Here is a 20,784-nt window from a genome sequence, read left to right as displayed (position 1 = left end):
CTGGAAATGTCCATCAGGCGGCCTCCCCTAAGCGAATTCGGAAATTGGTGAAAACATCGGTTGCGAGCAAGAAAAACAAAAGCATCCCCTGAAACAACTGGATCGAGGCCCCAGGCAGCCCAAGCATCAGCTGCGCAAGCTCACCGCCGATATATGTCAGAGCCATCAGCAGACCGGCTAGCAAAATGCCCACAGGATGCAATCGTCCAAGAAACGCAACAATGATGGCCGTAAACCCGTAACCCGTGTTAAAATCGATAGTAATCTGACCGGCCGGGCCAGAGACCTCAAAAAGACCGGCCAACCCTGCTAGCATCCCCGATATTCCAAGGCACAGAATAATCACCCGCGCGGGTTTTACCCCTGCAAACCGCGCTGCACGAGGCGCTTCACCGGTCAACCGAATATGAAATCCGCTAATGTGCCGCGTCAAAAGGATATAGGCAAAAATCACGACAATAAAGGCGCTAACCACTCCCCAATGCATCCCAGAATTTGCCAAAACCTCGGTATTGGCCGCACTCGGATATTGCTGCAAATTGCGTGATCCGGGAAATCCCATACCATCAGGGTTTTTCAGCAAGCCTTGGCTCACCGAGGCCAAGATCGCTTCGGCAACATACACCAGCATCAGTGAAACCAATATCTCGTTGGTGTTAAATCGGGTCTTCAAAACTGCGGGGATCATGGCCCAAAGCCAACCACCAAATCCACCGGCCAGCACCATCAACGGAAAGATCACCCAGCTCTCTATGGGATAAAAAGCCAGACCAACTCCTGCCCCGAAAATCGCACCCATAATGTATTGACCTTCTGCGCCAATATTCCAGATACCCGCACGAAACCCAAGCGACAAACCAATAGCAATCAAGATTAAAGGGCCTGCTTTCACCAGAAGTTGCGGCCGCGAGTAGGACGCAAAATTCGGGTCAAAAAGTGGATCCCAAAATATAATTCTGATCGCCTCAAACGGCGGCTTACCAAGCAGAGCAAACATTATGCCGCCTACAATCATGGTTAAAATCACAGCGATCACAGGTGTCACAGCCGTCATCACACGCGAAGGTTCAAGTCGTTTTTCCAGCCGGATCATTGGGCCGCCTCCTGCGGTGTTGCGCCGCCCATCATCAACCCGATTTGATCAAGGCTTAAATCTGCGGTTGGCAATATATCAGACAGCACTCCAGCATTGAGCGCCCCAAACCGATCACTGATTTCCAAAAGCTCATCGAGATCTTGCGAAATGACAATAATTGCTGCGCCCTGGCTGGCCAAATCAAGCAGGGCTTGGCGAATGGCAGCGGCAGCAGCAGCATCGACCCCCCATGTAGGTTGATTGACCACTAAAACATCCGGGTTTTGCAACACTTCACGGCCGATCACAAACTTTTGCAAATTGCCGCCCGATAGCGATCGGGCCGCATTACCAGCACTGGGCGTGCGCACATCAAAACGGGCGATGATATCTTCTGTAAAGCCCTTTGTTCTGGACCAGTTTACAAATCCATTTCGCACCAGTGATTGCCGCTTTGCACCAGTCATCAAAGCATTTTCAATCAGGCTCATATTGGGCGCTGCCGCATGGCCAAGCCGCTCTTCCGGGGCGCTAAAAAGCCCCAAAGCGCGCCGGTCAACAGCACCAAAATGACCAATAGCCTGCCCGCCAATCTGTACCATATTGCTTTCACAAGTGCGCTCACCTGAAAGGGCCGACAGCAGCTCGTCTTGACCATTTCCAGCCACACCCCCCAACCCAATCACCTCGCCGGCGTGTACAGAAAAATTAACGTCTTTTAAGGCGGTGCCAAAGCTATCAAGCGCAGGCATCGACAGCCCACAAACCTCAAGCCCGACATCTCCGACTTTACCGGCTTGCTTTTGCGGCGCTTCAAAGCTGGCACCAACCATCATTTCTGCCAGTGCCCGCGCTGTGGTGTCTGCAGGCGTGCATGTGGCAACCTTTTGGCCACGCCGCAAAATCGTTGCAGTATCACAAAGGGTGCGAATTTCCTCTAGCTTATGACTGATATATAGGATTGACGTGCCTTCGGATTTAAGCTGACGCAGGGTGGTGAAAAGAATTTCAACCTCTTGCGGGGTTAGAACCGACGTGGGCTCATCCATTATTAACAGTTTTGGGTCTTGCAGCAGGCAGCGGATAATTTCGACCCTCTGTCGCTCACCCGCCGAAAGGCTGCCGACAGTCCGCCATGGATCAAGCGGCAAACCATAGGCTTGAGACACCTCAGAAATCTGGCTCGCCAGATCGCGTTGCGCCGGTGGATTTTCCATACCAAGGGCGATATTTTCGGCCACAGTAAGTGCATCAAAAAGTGAAAAATGCTGAAACACCATACCAACGCCAGCGGCACGCGCTACGCGTGGTTCAGCTGGCGCAAAAGGAGCGCCCGCAAAAACCATCGTACCCCTGTCAGGTTTGACCAATCCATAGATGATTTTCACCAAGGTGGATTTACCAGCGCCGTTTTCACCCAAAAGCGCATGCACTTCACCGTGACCAATGTCAAAGGATACTGCGTCATTGGCCACAACCCCCGGATAGGCCTTGGTGACATCATTGATTGTTAACAAAGCCTCGCTCACGCTCTTCTCCCTTGCTCGTTGGCTTGCAATTGTTTGCGTTCTAATAAATCAGCCGCCACACCGATGGCAATCTGGGTGGGCTGTTTTCCATACTCTGGCCGCCCTATCGGACAAATAATGCGGTTTATTTGTGCATCTGAATGACCCAAGGCCTGCAACCTTCGCCGAAATCTCGCCCATTTCGTGGCCGACCCAATCAACCCAGCCCAGTTAAACTTATGGGACAAAAGTTGATGACACAGCTCAAAGTCCAATGCATGAGAGTAGGTCACTATAAGATGTGCGCTGCCAGCAGGCGCATGGCGCAATGCTGCGGCCGGCTCGGCGACGGGAAGAACCGTCACGCCGATTGGAACATTTTGCGGAAATCGGTCTTTGGCCGTATCAACCCAGATAATTTCAAGCTCGTTCAACGGCGCTAATATCTGCACCAAAGCGCGCCCTACATGGCCCGCACCCCAAATCCAAAGCGGCTGGGCAGCGTCCGTAAGTGGTTCGATCATCCAGCCGTCTATCAAGCTTGCTGTTGGTGCAGCTCCTTGACTGCGTGCCAAAGCGGCGGCGCGTTTAACAGCCAGTGGCGCGGCTTTATCAGTGCTGGGCTCAACCGGGCGCGCAAAGAGCAAAGCCTCTTTTTGCGGTAAATTGTGCTCTGTGAAAACTTCTGTCAGCAGCTCCACGTATCCGCCGCAACATTGCCCCAACTCGGGGCCCAAAGGATGCGATGATAGCCTTCTGCTTTCGCCGCTATTCGCAGCCAATTCTTGGCGTGCGTGCACAGTGGCTTGATACTCCAAAGCCCCGCCGCCAATGGTGCCGCTTTGGCCGCCTTGCCACACCAGCATGGCGGCGCCGGGCTCACGCGGAACAGAGCCTTTGGTGCGGGCCACAACAATGCGCGCCACCGGTCCATGGCACACGATCAGCTGTTCTAGAGCAGATCGGTCAAACCCCATGGCGCATCCTTTCGATAGACATAAGGATTTGCTCGGCCGTGGCCGGTGCATCCAACGCAGGATAGCTTTTGCCGCAGCTCAACAGTGCATCGCTTAGGGCCATCAGAACTGAAATACCAAGCATCAGCGGCGGCTCACCAACCGCTTTAGACCGATAAATTGTCTGCTCTGAGTTCGGTGCGTTCCAAAGTGCGACATTGAACACATCTGGTCGGTCACCGATCGCAGGAATTTTATAGGTTGATGGAGCATGTGTAAGCAATTTGCCTTTGGGGTTCCACACCAGTTCTTCTGTTGTGAGCCAACCAGCACCTTGCACATAACCGCCTTCGATTTGGCCAATATCAAGCGCCGGATTAAGGCTGCTGCCGACATCATGTAAAATGTCTGCGCGCAAAATACGGTTTTCCCCGGTAAGCGTGTCGATCACCACTTCACTGACCGCCGCCCCATAGGCAAAGTAATAAAACGGACGGCCCGACCCCTTGATACGGTCCCATGATAAATCCGGTGTTTTGTAAAACCCGGTGGACGAAAGGCTAATGCGGTTTTCATAACAGATTTTGCAGGCTTCTGCGAAAGACAGCTTCATGGCGCCGATGTGTACCGCTCCGTCCTGAAAGCGAATATCCTGCACTGTGGTTTGGTATTTTTGCACCAAGAACTCTACCATACGGCCAGAAATAACGTCGCAAGCTTGTTTGACCGCCATCCCGTTTAAATCACTGCCCGAACTGGCTGCTGTTGCCGATGTGTTGGGGACCTTGGCTGTATCTGTGGCGGTGATTTTGACCTGTTCAATCGAAACACCAAAGCATTGTGCGGCCACTTGCGCCACTTTTTGAAACAGCCCTTGACCCATTTCAGTGCCGCCGTGGTTCATCCTAATGGTGCCGTCTTGATACACATGCACCAACGCGCCTGCCTGGTTAAGATGGCTCAGCGTAAATGAGATGCCGAACTTCACCGGCGCCAGCGCCAGACCCTTTTTCAAAATGCGGCTCGATGCATTCCATTCGCGCAGCGCGGCGCGGCGTGCGTGATAATCGCTGCTTTCGACTAGGGCCTCAGTCATTTCATTTAAAATAAAATCCTTGACCTCCATGCCATAAGGCGTGGTTTGAACAGCCCGCTTTGAGGGTGGTGCAGAAAGGTTTAACGCGTTGGCATCACAGTAATAGTTCCGCTGCCGGATGGTCAGCGGATCAACCCCTAAATGATGCGCCACATGATCCATCAATCGCTCAATGCCAAGCATCCCCTGCGGTCCGCCAAAGCCGCGAAACGCTGTGGCGCTTTGAGTGTTGGTTTTAAGGCGGTGACTTTCGATCCGGCAATGGGGCAGGTGGTAGGCATTATCAGCATGCAGCATGGCGCGGTCCGCCACCGGCAGGGATAAATCCTGCGCCCAGCCGCAACGCGCATAGTGCACAAAACTGACCCCGCTGAGCCGTCCTTCATCATCAAATCCAGCCACATACTCGATACGGAAATCATGCCGCTTGCCCGTGATCATCATATCGTCATCACGGTCATAGCGCATTTTACACGGCGCTTTTGTCATCTGCGCAGCAACGGCGCAAGAAACCGCCAAAGCATTGCCTTGACTTTCCTTGCCGCCAAAACCGCCGCCCATGCGGCGAACTTCAACGCGGACATCCTGAAGTCCCAACCCCAATGCTTCGGCCACTTTATGTTGAATTTCGCTTGGGTGCTGGGTTGAGCTGTGCACAACCATTTCCGTGTCCTCTTGTGGAATAGCAAGCGCAGCCTGCCCCTCAAGATAAAAATGTTCTTGGCCGCCAATCTCAAGCCGGCCTTTTAACTGATGTTTGGCACCCGAAATCGCTTTGAGAGCATCGCCCTTTTGATAAATTCGAGGGCCTTCTTCAAATCGGCTGTCTGCGGCCAAAGCATTCTCAATCGACAGCAGCGCCGGCTTTTCATCATATCTGATTTTACCCAACCGGGCCGCCTTGCGCGCCGACAGATGGGTTTTAGCAACGACCAGAAATAGCGGTTGTCCAAAATACTCCACCCGATCCGATGCCAACAAGGGCTCATCATGCACACTTGGCGAGACATCATTTGCAAATGGCAAATCATCGGCGCAAATCACCGCAACCACATCTGCGGCGCTGCGCACAGCACTTAGATCCATTTCGGTCAGGGTGGCGCAGGCAACATCCGAAAGCCCAAAGGCCAAATGCAATGTGCCTTCTGGGCATGGGATATCATCAATATAGCGCGCCGCGCCCGTCACGTGCAGCGCGGCAGCATCATGGACAAGTGGTTTGGCAACACTCATGGGATGACCTCAAGCACGTTACTTTCAACACCCGAAAGATCATGAAAATATCGAATTAAAAGGTTGTGGGCAGTTTTGATCCGGTAATCCGCCGAAGCGCGCATATCGTCTATCGGGGCAAAGTCTTGGGACCAAGCCGCTTTGCTTGCTTCTAGGCTCTCAATGCTCCAAGGCAGATCCAAAATCGCTTGTTCGACATACTGGGCCCGCTTTGGAACACCGGCCATCCCGCCAAACGCTATATCAGCCGAGGCAATTTTACCGTCCTGCACGCAGATATTAAAACATCCACAAAGTGCGGAAATATCCTGATCAAAGCGTTTTGAGATTTTGTAGCAGCGCAGGTCTGGCGCTGTTTTCGGGATCAACACCGCTTCGATAAATTCGCCGCTTTGCAAGTCTTGCCGGCCATAGTCGATGAAAAAATCCTCAAGCCGGATTATTCTACGCGTTGCACCTTGACGTAGTCGCAAGCTGGCGCCGAGGGCGATGAGCGCTGGCGCGCTGTCCCCGATCGGTGAACCATTGGCTATGTTTCCGCCCAAAGTAGCCGCCATGCGCACCTGAGTAGAGCCATATCTTTTAAGCATCGAGGCGAAAGACGGGTGATGGTCATCCGCCCAAAGGCGCAGGGTCTCAATGCTTACCATCGCACCAATGGCAACCTGCTCAGCGCTCTCGTCAATCTCTGCTAAATCGCCAACTTGATGCAAAAATGCGACCGGGTGCAGATCACGCAACTCTTTTGTCACCCAAAGACCCACATCTGTTGCCCCTGCAATCAGCGTCGTGTCAGGTGCTTTTTCAAGCAGAGCCGCTAGGGCATCTGACGATTGCGGCAAGGATATTTCCGGGTCGGAAACACCGTTGGCGATTAATACGGCGCGGTCTGTGGCCAGCCACTTTGGGCGCGGCAGGCTTTCGGCATCACATGCGGCGCGCACAATGGGCGCATAGCCGGTACACCGACATAGATTGCCCGCGAGCGTGGTATCGTGATCGGGGTCCGCATTGATCTGGGCGGCAACCATCGACATCACAAACCCCGGGGTGCAAAATCCGCATTGGCTGCCATGTAGGTCGATCATTGCCTGTTGCGCCGGATGCATTTGTCCAGACGGGGCAATTGCCTCGATTGTGCGCACCGCTTTGCCGTCAAGCTGCGGCATCAATAAAATACATGCGTTTAGTGTTTTAACCGAAGCTGGATCGGTCACAATCACCGTGCAGGCGCCACAATCGCCTTCGTTGCAACCCTCTTTGGTGCCGGTCAAATGGCGCTCTTGCCGCAGCCAATCCAACAAAGTCTGGAGGGGCGAGACATTTTCCAGCCTGACAGTCTCTCCGTTTAGAAGAAACGAGATGTCCATGAAAAAAAACCTGCCGCCTTACCAAGTACCCCGTACTGCCTGTCCTCGATGCGGCGTAGAAAACAAGCGGGCCTGTGATATCGTCACAGGCTATCCGTGCCAGAGCGCATTTGGCAAGAAAAAAATGACCTGCACCGCACGCAGACGATCAGTTAGCTATAAATATTTGCTCTGTAACATTAAAAGGGGATTCCGATCCCCGCCCCACTGGTCTATCCTGATGCTATGAGCTCTTCTGCACGATTCATTCACCTGCGCCTGCACAGCGAATATTCTTTGCTGGAAGGCGCCATTCGGTTGAAAAAACTACCCGCACTTTGTGCGTCAATGGATATGCCTGCCGTCGCGCTAACCGAAACCAATAATCTGTTTTCGGCGCTTGAATTTTCTATTGCGGCCAGCGGCGCAGGCATCCAGCCGATCTTGGGGTGTCAGGTGGATGTTGGCTATTTGGCCGTTTCACCTGGCGAGCGGCCCAAACCACCAGCAGCGTTGGTATTGCTCGCGCAATCGGAGCGCGGTTATGAAAACCTAATGAAATTAAACAGCTGTCTTTATCTTGAGAAAGACGGCCAACTGCCTCAAGTAAGCCTAGAGGATTTAGAGCTCCATTCGCAGGATTTGATTTGCCTCAGCGGCGGCGCTTATGGGCCGGTTGGGCAATTGCTGCAAACCGGCCAGCGGCCAGCGGCCGAACAGCTGGTAAAGCGCCTGGCAGAGGCGTTTGAAAACAGGATCTATATTGAACTACAGCGCCACCCGGGTGAAAATGGGTTGCCGGAAGCCGAGCGGCTGACCGAGACGGCATTTTTAGAAATAGCGTATGAAATGGCACTGCCATTGGTGGCAACCAATGATGTGTTTTTCCCAAAATCGGACATGTATGAAGCCCATGATGCGCTGATATGCATCGCAGAAGGCGCCTATGTGGATCAACAAGAACCGCGCCGCAAACTGACCGCCCAACATTATTTCAAATCGCCCCAAGAAATGATCACACTCTTTGCTGATCTTCCTGAAGCCATTGAAAACACAGTTGAGATTGCGCAAAGATGCGCATTCATGGCGTATCGACGTGATCCAATTCTGCCTAAATTTGCCGATAATGAAGTGGAAGAGCTACGCCGCCAAGCCAATGAAGGGCTGGAAAAACGTCTTGCAGTTATCCCCCCGGCGGTCAGCCAAGAAGACTATCAAAAACGGCTCGAATTTGAGTTGGATATCATCGAAGGCATGGGCTTTCCTGGCTATTTCCTGATTGTGGCCGATTTTATCAAATGGGCCAAAAACAACCACATACCAGTCGGGCCAGGGCGTGGGTCGGGCGCTGGCAGTTTGGTTGCCTATGCGCTGACCATTACCGACCTAGATCCGCTGCGCTACTCGCTTCTGTTTGAGCGGTTCTTGAACCCAGAACGGGTGAGTATGCCGGACTTTGATATCGATTTCTGCATGGATCGCCGCGAAGAGGTGATTCAATATGTTCAGGATAAATATGGCCGTGACAAAGTTGGTCAGATCATCACGTTTGGTGCTTTGCTTTCGAAAGCGGCGGTGCGTGACATTGGCCGCGTACTACAAATGCCTTACGGGCAAGTCGATCGGTTGGCAAAAATGATCCCTGTTGAGGGTGTCAAACCGGTCTCTATTGAAAAAGCACTTACAGATGAGCCGCGCTTGCGCGAAGAAGCGCGCAGTGAAGAGGTTGTGGATCGTCTTTTGACCTATGGGCAGCAGGTCGAGGGGCTGCTGCGCAATGCATCCACCCATGCGGCAGGTGTGGTTATAGCTGATCGTCCGCTGGATGCACTTGTACCACTCTATCAAGATCCGAGATCAGATATGCCCGCCACGCAGTTCAATATGAAATGGGTCGAGCAGGCTGGGTTGGTGAAATTCGACTTTCTGGGCCTAAAAACCCTAACTGTGATCCAAAATGCCGTCGACCTTATCCTTAAATCAGGACGCCATCTTCATACTTCGGCGGAGGGCAGTGACTTATATAGACCCGCCTCTGGGGCGGTCGATGATATTAGTGCAATTCCACTGGATGATGCCCGATCCTATCACCTTTATGCCTCGGCTAAAACAGTTGCAGTTTTTCAGGTGGAATCCAGCGGTATGATGGACGCCCTAAAGCGCATGAAGCCCACTTGTATCGAAGATATTGTGGCGCTGGTTGCGCTTTATCGTCCGGGCCCGATGGAAAATATACCCACCTATTGCGAGGTAAAAAACGGATTGAAAGACCGCGTTTCGGTGCATCCGCTTATCGATCACCTTCTTGAAGAAACCCAAGGCATCATTGTCTATCAAGAGCAGGTGATGCAGATCGCCCAAGAAATGGCAAATTATACATTGGGCGGCGCGGACTTGCTGCGCCGGGCGATGGGTAAGAAAATAAAAGAGGCGATGGACGCCGAACGACCCAAATTTGAAAAAGGCGCGGCGGAAAACGGTGTCGATAAGAAAAAGGCCAGTGAGGTTTTTGATCTGCTGGAAAAATTCGCCAACTATGGATTTAACAAATCCCACGCGGCGGCCTATGCGGTGGTGAGCTATCAAACCGCTTGGCTCAAAGCCAATCATCCAGTTGAGTTTATGGCCGGCGTGATGAATTGCGATATCCACCTAACGGACAAGCTGGCGGTTTATTTTGAAGAGGTCAAAAAGGGATTAGAGCTGCCGTATATCCCGCCGTGTATCAATCGTTCAAATGCACTTTTTGATGTGGCAAGCGGAGCGTTGGTCTATGCGCTGGGTGCGCTCAAAAACGTCGGTGTTGATGCCATGCGTTTAATCACCAATGGGCGCAAACAAGACGAGATAGAAAAGCCTTTCGCAACGGTGTTTGATTTCGCCCGTCGGGTGGATTTAAAACGGGTGGGTAAGCGGCCATTGGAAATGCTGGCGCGGGCTGGTGCGTTTGATGAATTAGACCCCAATCGCCGCCGCATGCATGATAGCGTGGAAATTTTAACCAACTACTCAGCGGCCATCTTTGAACAAAAATCCTCGGATCAGGTGTCTTTATTTGGCGATGCGGGTGAAGATTTACCCGAACCGCGGCTGGCTACTGTAGAAGATTGGCTGCCCGCCGAGCGGTTAACCGAAGAGCAGCGCGCCATCGGTTTTTACCTCTCCGGTCACCCGCTTGACGACTATATGGCCCCACTGAAACGCAAAGGCGTGCTAAGTCTTGATGAGCTTGCGGCTAAAGCCGAAAATGGTCCTTTGGTGGCCAAACTTGCTGGGGTAGTTGCAGGCCGCCAAGAACGCAAATCGGCGAAAGGAAACCGGTTTGCTTTTGTCCAGTTAAGTGATTCAAGCGGTGCCTATGAGGTCACGCTGTTTTCAGACACATTGGAAAAAACCCGCGAACATCTGGAAGCGGGGGCCAAAGTGGTCATCACAGTTGAGGCTACCTTAGAGGCAGATCAACTTAAACTTTTAGGCCGCTCGGTGGCGCCAGTGGATGTGGCCGTAGCAGATGCCGGTGCCAGCGGATTGCGGGTTTTCATCGACAGTGAAGCCACTGTTTCGGCAGTCGCATCGGTGCTAGAGCAATCAGCCAAAGAGATAAAATCCGGCGCCAAGGGACCGATTTATTTCTGCCTGATGGATCCTGCGCTTCCAGGTGAGGTTGAAATCGATACCGGCTGCGAGTTTCCGGTCACACCGCAGGTCAAAGGCGCCATTAAAAGCCTTGGGGGTGTGCTTGAGGTCCAAGAGGTCTAGCGCTAAACAAATTAGGCGAAGGACATGGTCATTTTGCCGCTGGGTAGTGTTTCTTGGTCAATAAGTTGCTAGATCATCCAAAGACGATGTACAGGATTAAGTGATGAGTGATGTTTTTCGCATAACACTGGCGCAATTGAACCCAACGGTGGGGGATTTGGCGGGAAATGCTGCCAAGGCTCGTGAGGTTTGGCAAGCCGCTAAAGATGTGGGCTCTGACTTAGTGGCGCTGCCGGAAATGTTCATCTCCGGCTATAATGCTCAAGATTTGATCCGAAAATCTGCGTTCACCTCGGCTGCCATCGCCGAAGTTAAAGCGCTCGCAGAGGCGTGCGCCGATGGTCCGGCCCTAGCTATTGGCGGCCCTTGGGTGGAAGAGGGCTCACTTTTTAATGGCTATTTCATTTTAATGAACGGAAAAATTAGATCCGTGATCCAAAAACATCATCTGCCCAATGATTTGGTCTTTGACGAAGTACGCATTTTCGACTCAGGCCCGATCGGTGGCCCCTATTCAGTGGGCCCGACACGTATCGGCAGCCCGATTTGTGAAGATGCGTGGTACGAAGATGTGGTTGAAACCCACGCTGAAACCGGCGCTGAATTTTTGCTTATCCCAAATGGCTCACCCTATCACCGCACCAAGCACGACCAGCGCTTAAACCTGATGGTGTCACGGGTGATCGAAAGCGATCTGCCGCTGATTTACCTTAATATGGTGGGCGGTCAGGACGATCAGGTATTTGATGGCGGTAGCTTTGTGCTGAACCGCGGCGGTGCTTTGGCGTTGCGGCTTCCCGTATTTGAAGAGGCGGTGCAGCAAATCACACTTACCCGTGGAGATGATGGCTGGACCATAGCAGACGGCCCCAAAGCCACGGTACCAGAACCGATGGAACTGGATTATCACGCGATGGTTTTATCACTGCGCGATTATTGCCAAAAAAGCGGATTTGAAAAGGTTCTGCTGGGTCTATCAGGCGGGGTTGACAGTGCCTTGGTGGCGGTGATTGCCGCTGATGCACTGGGCGTAGAGAACCTACGCACTGTGATGCTGCCTTCGGCCTATACTTCCGACGGATCGCTGAGCGATGCCCGAACATTGGCAGAAACACTTGGCTGCCGCTATGACACGCTGCCAATCACCGAAGGTCAGGCAGCGATCAATACCACCCTTGAGCCGCTGTTTGACGGTCTAAAACCTGATCTAACCGAAGAAAATATCCAATCGCGCCTGCGCGGTTTACTGTTGATGGCGCTTTCGAACAAATTTGGTGAAATGCTGCTAACCACAGGTAATAAATCCGAAGTGGCCGTTGGCTATGCGACAATTTATGGCGATATGGCGGGCGGTTATAATCCGATCAAAGACCTTTATAAAACCCGCGTGTTTGAAATATGCCGGTGGCGGAATGAGAATCATCGTGATTGGATGCAAGGACCCAAGGGCGCTGTTATCCCAACCTCAATTATTGAAAAACCGCCCAGCGCCGAATTGCGGCCAGACCAAAAAGACAGTGACAGTCTGCCAGATTATCCTGTTCTTGACGGGATTTTACAAATTCTGGTGGATCAGGACGGCTCGATCGCGGACTGTGTTGCTGCCGGCTATTCCAAAGAAGATGCCAAGAGGATCGAGCATCTGCTTTATATGAGTGAATACAAAAGGTTTCAGGCGGCTCCGGGCGCACGGCTTAGCCCACGCGCTTTCTGGCTTGACCGGCGCTATCCGATTGTTAACCGTTGGCGCGATACATCTTAGTCGTTGATGTCTTGATCAAAGGTTTTGACCGAGCCTGATTTTGGCTGAAGAAAACGACGCAACAAAAGCCAGCTTATTAGCGACAGGACAGCATAAATCAAAAGCAATTGTGCCAAGCCAACGCTTAGTCCCATTGCAATTAATGCGCCGGTCACAATGGCTGCAATGCCAAACCCCAAACAGAAAAAGGTTGGTAGAAAAATTTCCAAAATTCCCAATACCAACCCGAAGCTGACCCAGACCCACCAGACCTGCAACCACAACATCACTTGCCTCCCCGAAGCATTTTAAACGCATCCGAAAACGCATCCATTGCACTGGCCGGAACAATGACCGTTTGGCTCCCAGCGCCTTGCCCGACCGCTGTTAGCGCTTCGACCTGCTTTAGCGCCACCTGATATTGCGCGGCCTCAAGACCGTTTTCGGCAATGGCCTTGGCCACCACTTGGGTTGCATAGGCTTCGGCATCGGCCTGGATTCGGCGCGCTTTTGCGGTTTGCTCTGATTGGTAAAGCTCGGCATCGGCGGCAAGTTCCACCGATCTTTTCTGACCTTCGGCTTCTGTCACCTGTGCACGCCGCGCACGTTCGGCATTAAGCTGTTGCAGCATCGCGGCGCGGGTGGCTTCATCCAGATTAACATCTAGAATTTCCGCGCGGGTCACTTCAATGCCCCAGTCATCCACCATCGCATGCACTGATTCGCTGATTTTCCCAATCAGCTCAGTACGGTTGGATTGCACTTCATCAAGTTCCATTTTGCCGATTTCACTGCGCACAATACCGGCAACGGTTGTGGCGATGGCGCCGTCCACATCACGGATGCGATAGACGGTTTTTTCCGGCTCGGTAATACGGTAAAACACACTGGTTTCGACCTTTACCAACACGTTATCCGTGGTAATCGCGTCCTGCTCTGCGGTGGGAAGCTGGCGCTCAAGGATTGAAATTCTATGCGCAACCCGATCTAGAAACGGCACCACAAGGTTGAACCCTGGCCCCAGCACCGAATGCAGCCGACCAAAACGTTCAACCACATATTTTTGGGATTGCGGCACAATTCGAATACCCAGAAAGAGCGATATAATAATCAGCAGAGCGAGCAAGATAATCACTGCGTTGCTGCCAAGAAAATATAAAATTGGTAAAGGTTCCATAATTTTGCCTCCCTACGGGCATGGTGTTAATCTAAAGCTAAGTATGAAGTGATGATGTTACAAGATTTGTATTGTATTGATGTGCTGTAAATAACGGCCACACCTTGGAAAGTACACGGCGCGCCATGGCTTGCTTATGTAAAAATTGCTGTTTTACCTTTGAGCGCGGCAACCGCTGCCCGCAATGCGGCTCGCCGCGGCGCGTGCAGCACCCAGAGCTTTATGATCTGACTATAGCGCATATGGATTGCGACGCTTTTTATGCAAGCGTGGAAAAACGCGATAACCCAGAGTTGGCAGACAAACCGGTGATCATTGGCGGTGGCCGGCGCGGGGTGGTGTCAACCGCATGTTATATTGCGCGTATTCGCGGGGTTAAATCCGCTATGCCGATGTTTCAGGCACTCAAGCTTTGTCCCGATGCGGTGATTATAAAACCGCGGATGGCTGTCTATGCAGACATCAGTCAGCAAATCCGTCAAATGATGGAGGAGTTGACGCCAGCAATTGAACCCCTTTCATTAGATGAAGCCTTTATGGATTTGCGCGGCACTGAAAAATTACATGGTGCGCCACCCGCTGTTATGTTGGCCAAATTGGTAAACCGAATGCATAGTGAATTAGGCGTCACGGGTTCTGTTGGGTTATCGCATAATAAATTTCTGGCCAAAATTGCATCGGATTTGAATAAACCAAAGGGGTTTTCTGTGATTGGCAAAGCCGAGACAGCAGAATTTCTGCACGGCAAACCCATAAGATTGATTTGGGGGGTCGGTGCTGCGGCGCAAGCTTCGCTTGAGCGGGCCGGGATCAGAACTTTTAGCGATCTGCTGCGATGGGAGCGCCGCGCGCTTAGCGCAAAATTCGGCTCGCTTGGTGATCGGCTTTGGCATTTGGCTCGCGGTGAGGACCGGCGCCGCGTTTCCCGAAGCACCCCGATAAAGTCAATTTCCAACGAAACAACCTTTCATCAAGACACCGCGGACCGCGATCTTCTTGATGGTCATTTGTGGCGCATGTGTGAAAAAGTCTCTGACCGTGCCAAAGCCAAGGGCATTGCAGGGCGGATTGCCACGCTCAAACTCAAAACATCCACCCATAAAGGCATTACCAAGCGAGTGACCTTGCGCGATGCAACGCAATTGGCCGATACCCTATACCGCGCTTTGCGGGACTTGCTAGAACAGCTTGAGCCAACCTCAGCGTATCGGTTGATCGGGGCGGGTCTGTCAGATCTTTGTGATGCCTCAGAAGCGGAAAGGTCCTATGATCTTTTGGACCCACTTGCCAAACAGCGCGGCGAAGCCGAACGGGCCACCGATGCGGTGCGCAAAAAGTTTGGCACTGATGCAATTGTCAAAGGCCGCGCACTGCGTTAGCCGGCACTACTCGGCGGCTACTGCCTGTTCTTCGCTGCCAAAGGCAATTAGTTCTGACAAGACCAGCTTAAGACGTTGCTTAAACGGCTCGTAGTCTTGGGACAGGCTAATTTTTTCTTCATCAAGGTAAAGTGAGCGATCAATTTCAATTTGAACAACATGGTGGCCAAGATAGGGGCGGCCATAATTTTGGGTCATGAACGCCCCGGCAAAAGGCGCATTACGCGCCACGCGGAACCCTTGGGCAACAAATAATGATTCTATTTTTTCTACAATAAATTTATCTGACGAAGACCCGAAGCGATCTCCGATTACAATTTCAGGGTTTGAGCGTAAAGTGCCAGAATGTAGCGCGGCCTCATGCGGCATAGAATGCATATCTAAAAGGATTGAACGGCCAAATTCCCCATGCGCACGGTCCAGCAACATGTCCAATGCTGCATGATATGGCTCCCAAAAATTTGCAATCCGGGTTCTGGCTTCGCTTTGCGATAATTTACCTCGGTAGATCGAACGCCCATTTGCAACCACACGCGGTATAATCCCCAACCCAGAAGCAATGCGAGGGTTTTGACCTGTGCTGCGCACCCCTTTGATCATGGCTGGATCAAGCTCTTGCTTGGAGCGGTTTAGATCAAGAAACGCACGCGGTGCATTCGCGGTCAGCAGCGGTGCACCCAATTCGGGCACGTAGTCAACCAATAGGTCAACATAGGCATCTTCCGAGCTGCGAATCGCATGATCATCCAAAATACTTTGGCTCAAGAACTCGGAATCATATTGGCGGCCACTGTGTGGTGATGCCACAACCACCGAAGATGACAGTTTCTTCGGGTCAGTAATACTATAGGCAGGGTGCGATCCGCTTAAATTTTTCATATCCACAAGATAAACTAAAAATCAAGAATAGCAAAAGCCCTTGATCCCAACCTTTCAACCTTTTATAGACCCCTCACCGGCGCGGATTCCCGCGCCCCATTTTTTGGGTGCGCCGCATAAGGTTTAATTGGGCGGTTAGCTCAGCGGTAGAGCACTACGTTGACATCGTAGGGGTCACTGGTTCGATCCCAGTACCGCCCACCAGGAATAAACCGCCCTTTTTGGGCAAACCAAAAGGCGCAAAGACGCGCCGCGAATGAAGGAGAAGGCCCATGAAGGTCAAAAATTCGCTCCGCTCGCTTAAGCAGCGTCACCGCGACTGCCGTGTTGTGCGCCGTAAAGGTCGAGTTTACGTGATCAATAAAACCCAGCGCCGGTTCAAAGCCCGCCAAGGCTAAACCCTGCGCAAGATGATTCCAAAAAAAACCCCCGCTTTTAAGCGGGGTTTTTTTCTGCTGCTAGACTACTCAGTTTAAGACAAAGTTCAGTGGCAACGGCCATGTCCTGCACTGAAATCCACTCCAGCGGGCCATGGATGTTTTGCATCCCAGTAAACAAGTTCGGGGTGGGAACCCCTTTTTCAGTCAAAAGAGATCCATCCGTACCGCCGCGTATCGGCACCGAGACAGGTTCGATACCAACAGCACGGCTTGCCCGTTTTGCAAGATCAACCGGTCTCATGTCATTTTCCAACCAATAGCGCATATTGCGGTATTGCGGGCGAATAGTGCAGTTGATCTGGGCGCGCGGCTCGGTGGCCCGAACGGCGGCACACACCTGTTGCAACAGCTCGCCCTTTTCTTTCAGCCCATCGCGCTCAAAGTCCCGAATGATAAACTTAAGTTTCATCTGCGAAGACCCACCGGTCATTTCAGTGACATGGATAAACCCGTCACGGCCATCGGTGACCTCGGGCGTTAATGTGGCTTGGGGCAATGTCGAGATGATTTTGGATGCTAAATGAATGGCATTGACCATTTTATCTTTTGCTGTGCCCGGATGGATCGAGACACCAGTGATGACAACTTCAGCGCCATCTGCAGAAAAGGTCTCATATTCGATTTCGCCAAGCTTTCCGCCATCAAAGGTATAGGCAAAATCCGCCCCCAGATCTTTGGGAAGCTGATCACCAACACCTCGGCCTATTTCTTCGTCCGGGGTAAAGGCAATGCGGATCGGTCCATGCGGCATATCCCGATTAGCTAGCATATGGCGCGCCGCGGTCATAACTATTGCAACCCCGGCCTTGTCATCTGCACCCAAAAGGGTCGTTCCAGATGCGGTAATGATGTCATTACCTTGTTTTTCGGACAGATAGGGAAACTCCTGCGGTGACAACACCAGCGAAGGGTCATCCGGAAATGTAATATCGCCCCCGTTGTATCCTTTGATTAATCGCGGCTTCACACCGGTGGCGTTAAATTGCGGCGCCGTGTCGACATGGGCCAGAAAGCCTACAGTTGGGCCCGGCACATTGCCAGGAATGGTGGCCAAAACACACCCGTAATCGGTAAGCTGGACATCTTCTGCACCGATCTCGGATAGCTCTTTTTCCAGCAAACGTAGAACATCAAATTGAACTTCGGTGCTTGGGGTGCTGACCGAGTCTTCATCGCTTTGGCTATCAATCGCAGCATACCGCATCAGGCGATCGCCAAGCTCCTGATCAAATTGATTTTTCATAGCGCCTCTTTACTTTTTCATTACAAGGAAGATCATGCCGTCAAAAGTCAAGATAGCATCGCAAAAATTTGGCGCCGCTCGACATTCTATGCTAATAATTTAATTATGTTTTTGGGGTTAAAACAAAACTCAAATAAAAATAATTTGACTCTCGAAATAAAACACTGATGATCCGGCAGTGAAGCGGAGGAAAGATGTATTTAGGACTAGATCTGGGAACCTCGGGTCTGCGTGCATTACTGGTGGACGATCAAGGTGCAATTATCGGAACTTCCGAAGCATCCTATTCTGTTCAGCATCCAAACGCAGGTTGGAGCGAACAAGACCCATTAGATTGGACAGTGGCCTGTGATAGGGCCGTCGAAACTCTGCGCGCGCAGGTTCCAGCTGCATTTTCAGAGCTTAAAGCGATTGGTGTCTCCGGCCACATGCACGGTGCGACCCTGCTGGATCAGACGGGACAAGTGCTGCGGCCTTGTATGCTTTGGAATGACACAAGAGCGTATAAAGAAGCCCAGCAGCTTGATGCCATACCCAGCTTTCGCTCTGTTTCAGGAAACATTGTCTTTCCCGGCTTCACAGCGCCAAAGGTCATGTGGCTGGCCGAACATGAGCCGGAGATTTTTGCACAGATTGCTAAAGTCTTGCTGCCCAAAGATTACCTGAATTTCTGGCTTACAGGTGAACATGCGTCGGATATGTCCGATAGTGCGGGGACATCATGGCTCGATTTAGGAGCCCGTGGATGGTCCGATGACCTGTTATCACGCTCTGGCATGCGAGAAGATCAGATGCCACGTTTGGTTGAAGGCTGTGAGCCCATCGGCACTATAACGTCGGACTTGGCCGAAAAATGGGGTGTTTCCCAAAAAGTTATCGTCGTGGCCGGCGGTGGAGATAATGCGGTTGCGGCCTGCGGCGTGGGCGCATTGAAGGAAGGCGATGCTTTTGTGTCACTTGGCACATCAGGTGTGCTTTTGGCGGCCAAAGACAGTTATTCCCCACTACCCGCATCCGCTGTGCATACCTTTTGTCATGCTGTTCCGGGCAAGTGGTATCAGATGGGCGTTATTCTTGCCGCCACCGACAGCTTAAATTGGCTCGCACGTAATTTGGGGGATGATGCGGCAGCGCTGTCAAACGCGCTGGGTGATCGTATTAGCGGGCCCAATGCAATGCAATTTCTGCCCTATCTATCGGGCGAGCGTACTCCACATAATGATAGCAAGGTGCGTGGTGCGTTTCTAAATATTGACATAAGTGCTTCACGAAATGATCTGACACAAGCGGTGATGGAGGGGGTTAGCTTTGCCCTGCGCGATAGCCTTGAAGCCTTAAAATCAACCGGAACTTCTTTAAACAAAGCGCTTGCAATCGGCGGTGGGTCACAATCGCCCTATTGGCTCGAACTGGTCGCAACGGTTCTGGATTTGCCCCTTGATGTTCCTGAAAAAGGCGAGTTTGGCGCGGCGCTCGGTGCAGCGCGTCTGGCCATTGTCGGGGCGACAGGCGTCCAACCCGAGGCCATTATGACACCGCCAAAAATCGCAAAAACCATTTGCCCACGTGCGGATTTAAGGGCAGATTATGACGCTGCATACGATCGCTACCGCAAAGCTTATCCAGTAATAAAGGCCCTGCCATGACACAGTTTTTCCAAGATATCGAAAAAATCACCTATGAAGGTCCAGAAAGCCGGAACCCGATGGCCTTTCATCATTACAACCCTGATGAGCTTGTGCTTGGCAAACGGCTTGAAGACCATCTCAGGTTTGCGGTTGCCTACTGGCATTCTTTCGCTTGGGAGGGCGGCGATCCTTTCGGAGGACAGACCTTTGAGCGGCCTTGGCATCCGCAGGACACAATGGAGCGCGCCAAGATTAAAGCCGATGTGGCGTTTGAAATGTTCGAGCGGCTGAATGTGCCCTATTTCTGCTGGCACGATGCGGATGTGCGCCCGGAAACCGGACGGTTTGAAACCAACTTGAGCACACTGAATGAAATCACCGATTACTTTGGTGAAAAAATGCAGCAAACCGGCACGAAACTTCTGTGGGGAACGGCCAATATGTTCACCCATCGCCGCTGGATGTCGGGGGCTTCAACCAATCCCGATCCCGATGTATTTGCCTTTGCCGCCGCCACAGTCAAAAGCTGTCTTGATGCCACCCATAAACTGGGCGGCGAAAACTATGTCTTATGGGGCGGGCGCGAGGGGTATGAGACCTTGCTCAATACAGATATGGGCCGTGAGCTTGATCATATGGGACGGTTCTTATCCATGGTTGTGGATTACAAACATAAAATTGGCTTCAAGGGGCAGATTTTGGTCGAACCAAAACCGCAAGAGCCGTCAAAACATCAATACGACTATGATGTGGCCACCTGTTTTGGTTTCTTGCAGAAATACGGGCTTGAAAAAGAGGTCAAGCTCAACATCGAACAAGGCCATGCAATTTTGGCCGGTCATTCATTTGAACATGAAATTGCAACCGCCGCATCTTTGGGGGTTCTGGGGTCGATTGATATGAACCGTAATGATTATCAATCGGGTTGGGACACAGATCAGTTTCCAAACAATGTGCCCGAGGTCGCCTTGGCCTATTATCACATTTTACAGGATGGGGGATTTACCTCTGGCGGGACGAACTTTGACGCCAAATTGCGCCGGCAGTCCTTGGATGCAAAGGATTTACTTGCGGCCCATATTGGCGGGATGGATATCTGTGCACGTGGCCTTAAAGCCGCTGCCGCTATGCTGGAAGACGGTGGCCTAGAGAAAGCACTTAACGAACGATACGAAGGCTGGAATGGGACTGGCGCGCAAGCAATGCTTGAAAGCGACCTTTCAAGTATTGCGAAAGATGTGCTTGACCGTGATGTCACCCCATCCCCGCGCTCTGGCCAACAAGAGATTTTGGAGAACTACGTGAACCGCTTTGTATAGCG

At 51.9% G+C, this 20,784-nt stretch carries 15 protein-coding genes and 1 tRNA gene; 7 read left to right on the top strand and 9 right to left on the bottom strand.

Annotation, left to right across the window (positions count from 1 at the left end; all coding sequences use genetic code 11):
* Positions 1–13: 13 nt before the first annotated feature.
* Genes GN278_00635 through xdhA form a run of 5 tightly spaced genes read right to left on the bottom strand, consistent with a single transcriptional unit; the run spans position 14 to position 7,238 of the window.
* Complete coding sequence (locus GN278_00635) at positions 14–1,093, bottom strand: ABC transporter permease (protein XAT59464.1); 1,080 nt, start codon at positions 1,091–1,093, stop codon at positions 14–16.
* Positions 1,090–2,604, bottom strand: coding sequence for an ATP-binding cassette domain-containing protein (locus tag GN278_00630; GenBank protein XAT59463.1), 1,515 nt, complete (start codon positions 2,602–2,604; stop codon positions 1,090–1,092). Before GN278_00630 ends, GN278_00635 begins: the two co-directional genes overlap by 4 nt.
* Entirely contained in the window at positions 2,601–3,560 is a 960-nt protein-coding gene (gene xdhC / locus GN278_00625) for a xanthine dehydrogenase accessory protein XdhC (GenBank protein ID XAT59462.1), read from the bottom strand. Before xdhC ends, GN278_00630 begins: the two co-directional genes overlap by 4 nt.
* A complete protein-coding gene (xdhB, locus tag GN278_00620) occupies positions 3,550–5,868 on the bottom strand; it encodes a xanthine dehydrogenase molybdopterin binding subunit (protein ID XAT59461.1) in 2,319 nt (772 codons plus the stop codon). Before xdhB ends, xdhC begins: the two co-directional genes overlap by 11 nt.
* Positions 5,865–7,238: a xanthine dehydrogenase small subunit gene (gene xdhA / locus GN278_00615; protein XAT59460.1), complete on the bottom strand. Its 1,374-nt coding sequence runs from the start codon at positions 7,236–7,238 to the stop codon at positions 5,865–5,867. Before xdhA ends, xdhB begins: the two co-directional genes overlap by 4 nt.
* A 225-nt stretch (positions 7,239–7,463) precedes the next feature.
* Here xdhA and dnaE point away from each other — a divergent pair, with 225 nt between their 5' ends.
* Both dnaE and GN278_00605 read left to right on the top strand, forming a co-directional pair.
* Positions 7,464–10,976, top strand: a complete 3,513-nt coding sequence (gene dnaE / locus GN278_00610) for a DNA polymerase III subunit alpha (protein XAT59459.1) — start codon at positions 7,464–7,466, stop codon at positions 10,974–10,976.
* 103 nt (positions 10,977–11,079) lie between these two features.
* Positions 11,080–12,738, top strand: coding sequence for an NAD+ synthase (locus GN278_00605; GenBank protein ID XAT59458.1), 1,659 nt, complete (start codon positions 11,080–11,082; stop codon positions 12,736–12,738).
* Here the strand turns inward: GN278_00605 and GN278_00600 are convergent.
* Positions 12,735–13,004 carry a hypothetical protein gene (locus GN278_00600; GenBank protein XAT59457.1) on the bottom strand — a complete coding sequence of 90 codons (270 nt, stop codon included), beginning with the start codon at positions 13,002–13,004 and terminating at the stop codon, positions 12,735–12,737. The two genes, GN278_00605 and GN278_00600, sit on opposite strands and share 4 nt — an antisense overlap.
* Complete coding sequence (locus GN278_00595; protein XAT59456.1) at positions 13,004–13,894, bottom strand: SPFH/Band 7/PHB domain protein; 891 nt, start codon at positions 13,892–13,894, stop codon at positions 13,004–13,006. Before GN278_00595 ends, GN278_00600 begins: the two co-directional genes overlap by 1 nt.
* Positions 13,895–14,019: 125 nt before the next feature.
* Between GN278_00595 and GN278_00590 the strand changes: the two genes are divergently transcribed.
* The gene (locus GN278_00590) at positions 14,020–15,273 is read left to right on the top strand and encodes a DNA polymerase IV (protein XAT59455.1); all 1,254 of its coding nucleotides are present in this window, start codon (positions 14,020–14,022) and stop codon (positions 15,271–15,273) included.
* 6 nt (positions 15,274–15,279) lie between these two features.
* Here GN278_00590 and GN278_00585 read toward each other — a convergent pair whose 3' ends face one another.
* A complete protein-coding gene (locus GN278_00585) occupies positions 15,280–16,152 on the bottom strand; it encodes an N-formylglutamate amidohydrolase (GenBank protein XAT59454.1) in 873 nt (290 codons plus the stop codon).
* 129 nt (positions 16,153–16,281) lie between these two features.
* On the opposite strand from GN278_00585, the gene GN278_00580 reads away from it, so the two are divergent.
* Together GN278_00580 and rpmJ are read left to right on the top strand one after the other, a co-directional pair.
* Positions 16,282–16,356, top strand: a tRNA-Val gene (locus tag GN278_00580).
* Positions 16,357–16,424: 68 nt separating this feature from the next.
* Positions 16,425–16,550, top strand: coding sequence for a 50S ribosomal protein L36 (gene rpmJ / locus GN278_00575; GenBank protein XAT59453.1), 126 nt, complete (start codon positions 16,425–16,427; stop codon positions 16,548–16,550).
* Positions 16,551–16,587: 37 nt separating this feature from the next.
* Here rpmJ and pepT read toward each other — a convergent pair whose 3' ends face one another.
* Positions 16,588–17,835: a peptidase T gene (gene pepT, locus GN278_00570; GenBank protein ID XAT59452.1), complete on the bottom strand. Its 1,248-nt coding sequence runs from the start codon at positions 17,833–17,835 to the stop codon at positions 16,588–16,590.
* A gap of 194 nt (positions 17,836–18,029) precedes the next feature.
* On the opposite strand from pepT, the gene xylB reads away from it, so the two are divergent.
* Both xylB and xylA read left to right on the top strand, forming a co-directional pair.
* A complete protein-coding gene (gene xylB, locus GN278_00565; protein ID XAT59451.1) occupies positions 18,030–19,481 on the top strand; it encodes a xylulokinase in 1,452 nt (483 codons plus the stop codon).
* On the top strand, positions 19,478–20,782 hold the full coding sequence (gene xylA, locus GN278_00560; GenBank protein ID XAT59450.1) for a xylose isomerase: 1,305 nt from the start codon (positions 19,478–19,480) through the stop codon (positions 20,780–20,782). The genes xylB and xylA overlap by 4 nt, the downstream gene beginning before the upstream one ends.
* The last annotated feature ends 2 nt before the right edge of the window (positions 20,783–20,784 follow it).

It is taken from the genome of Rhodobacteraceae bacterium Araon29 (genome assembly GCA_039640505.1).
GTDB lineage: Bacteria > Pseudomonadota > Alphaproteobacteria > Rhodobacterales > Rhodobacteraceae > CABZJG01.
This window is presented reverse-complemented; position numbering and strand designations above follow the sequence as displayed.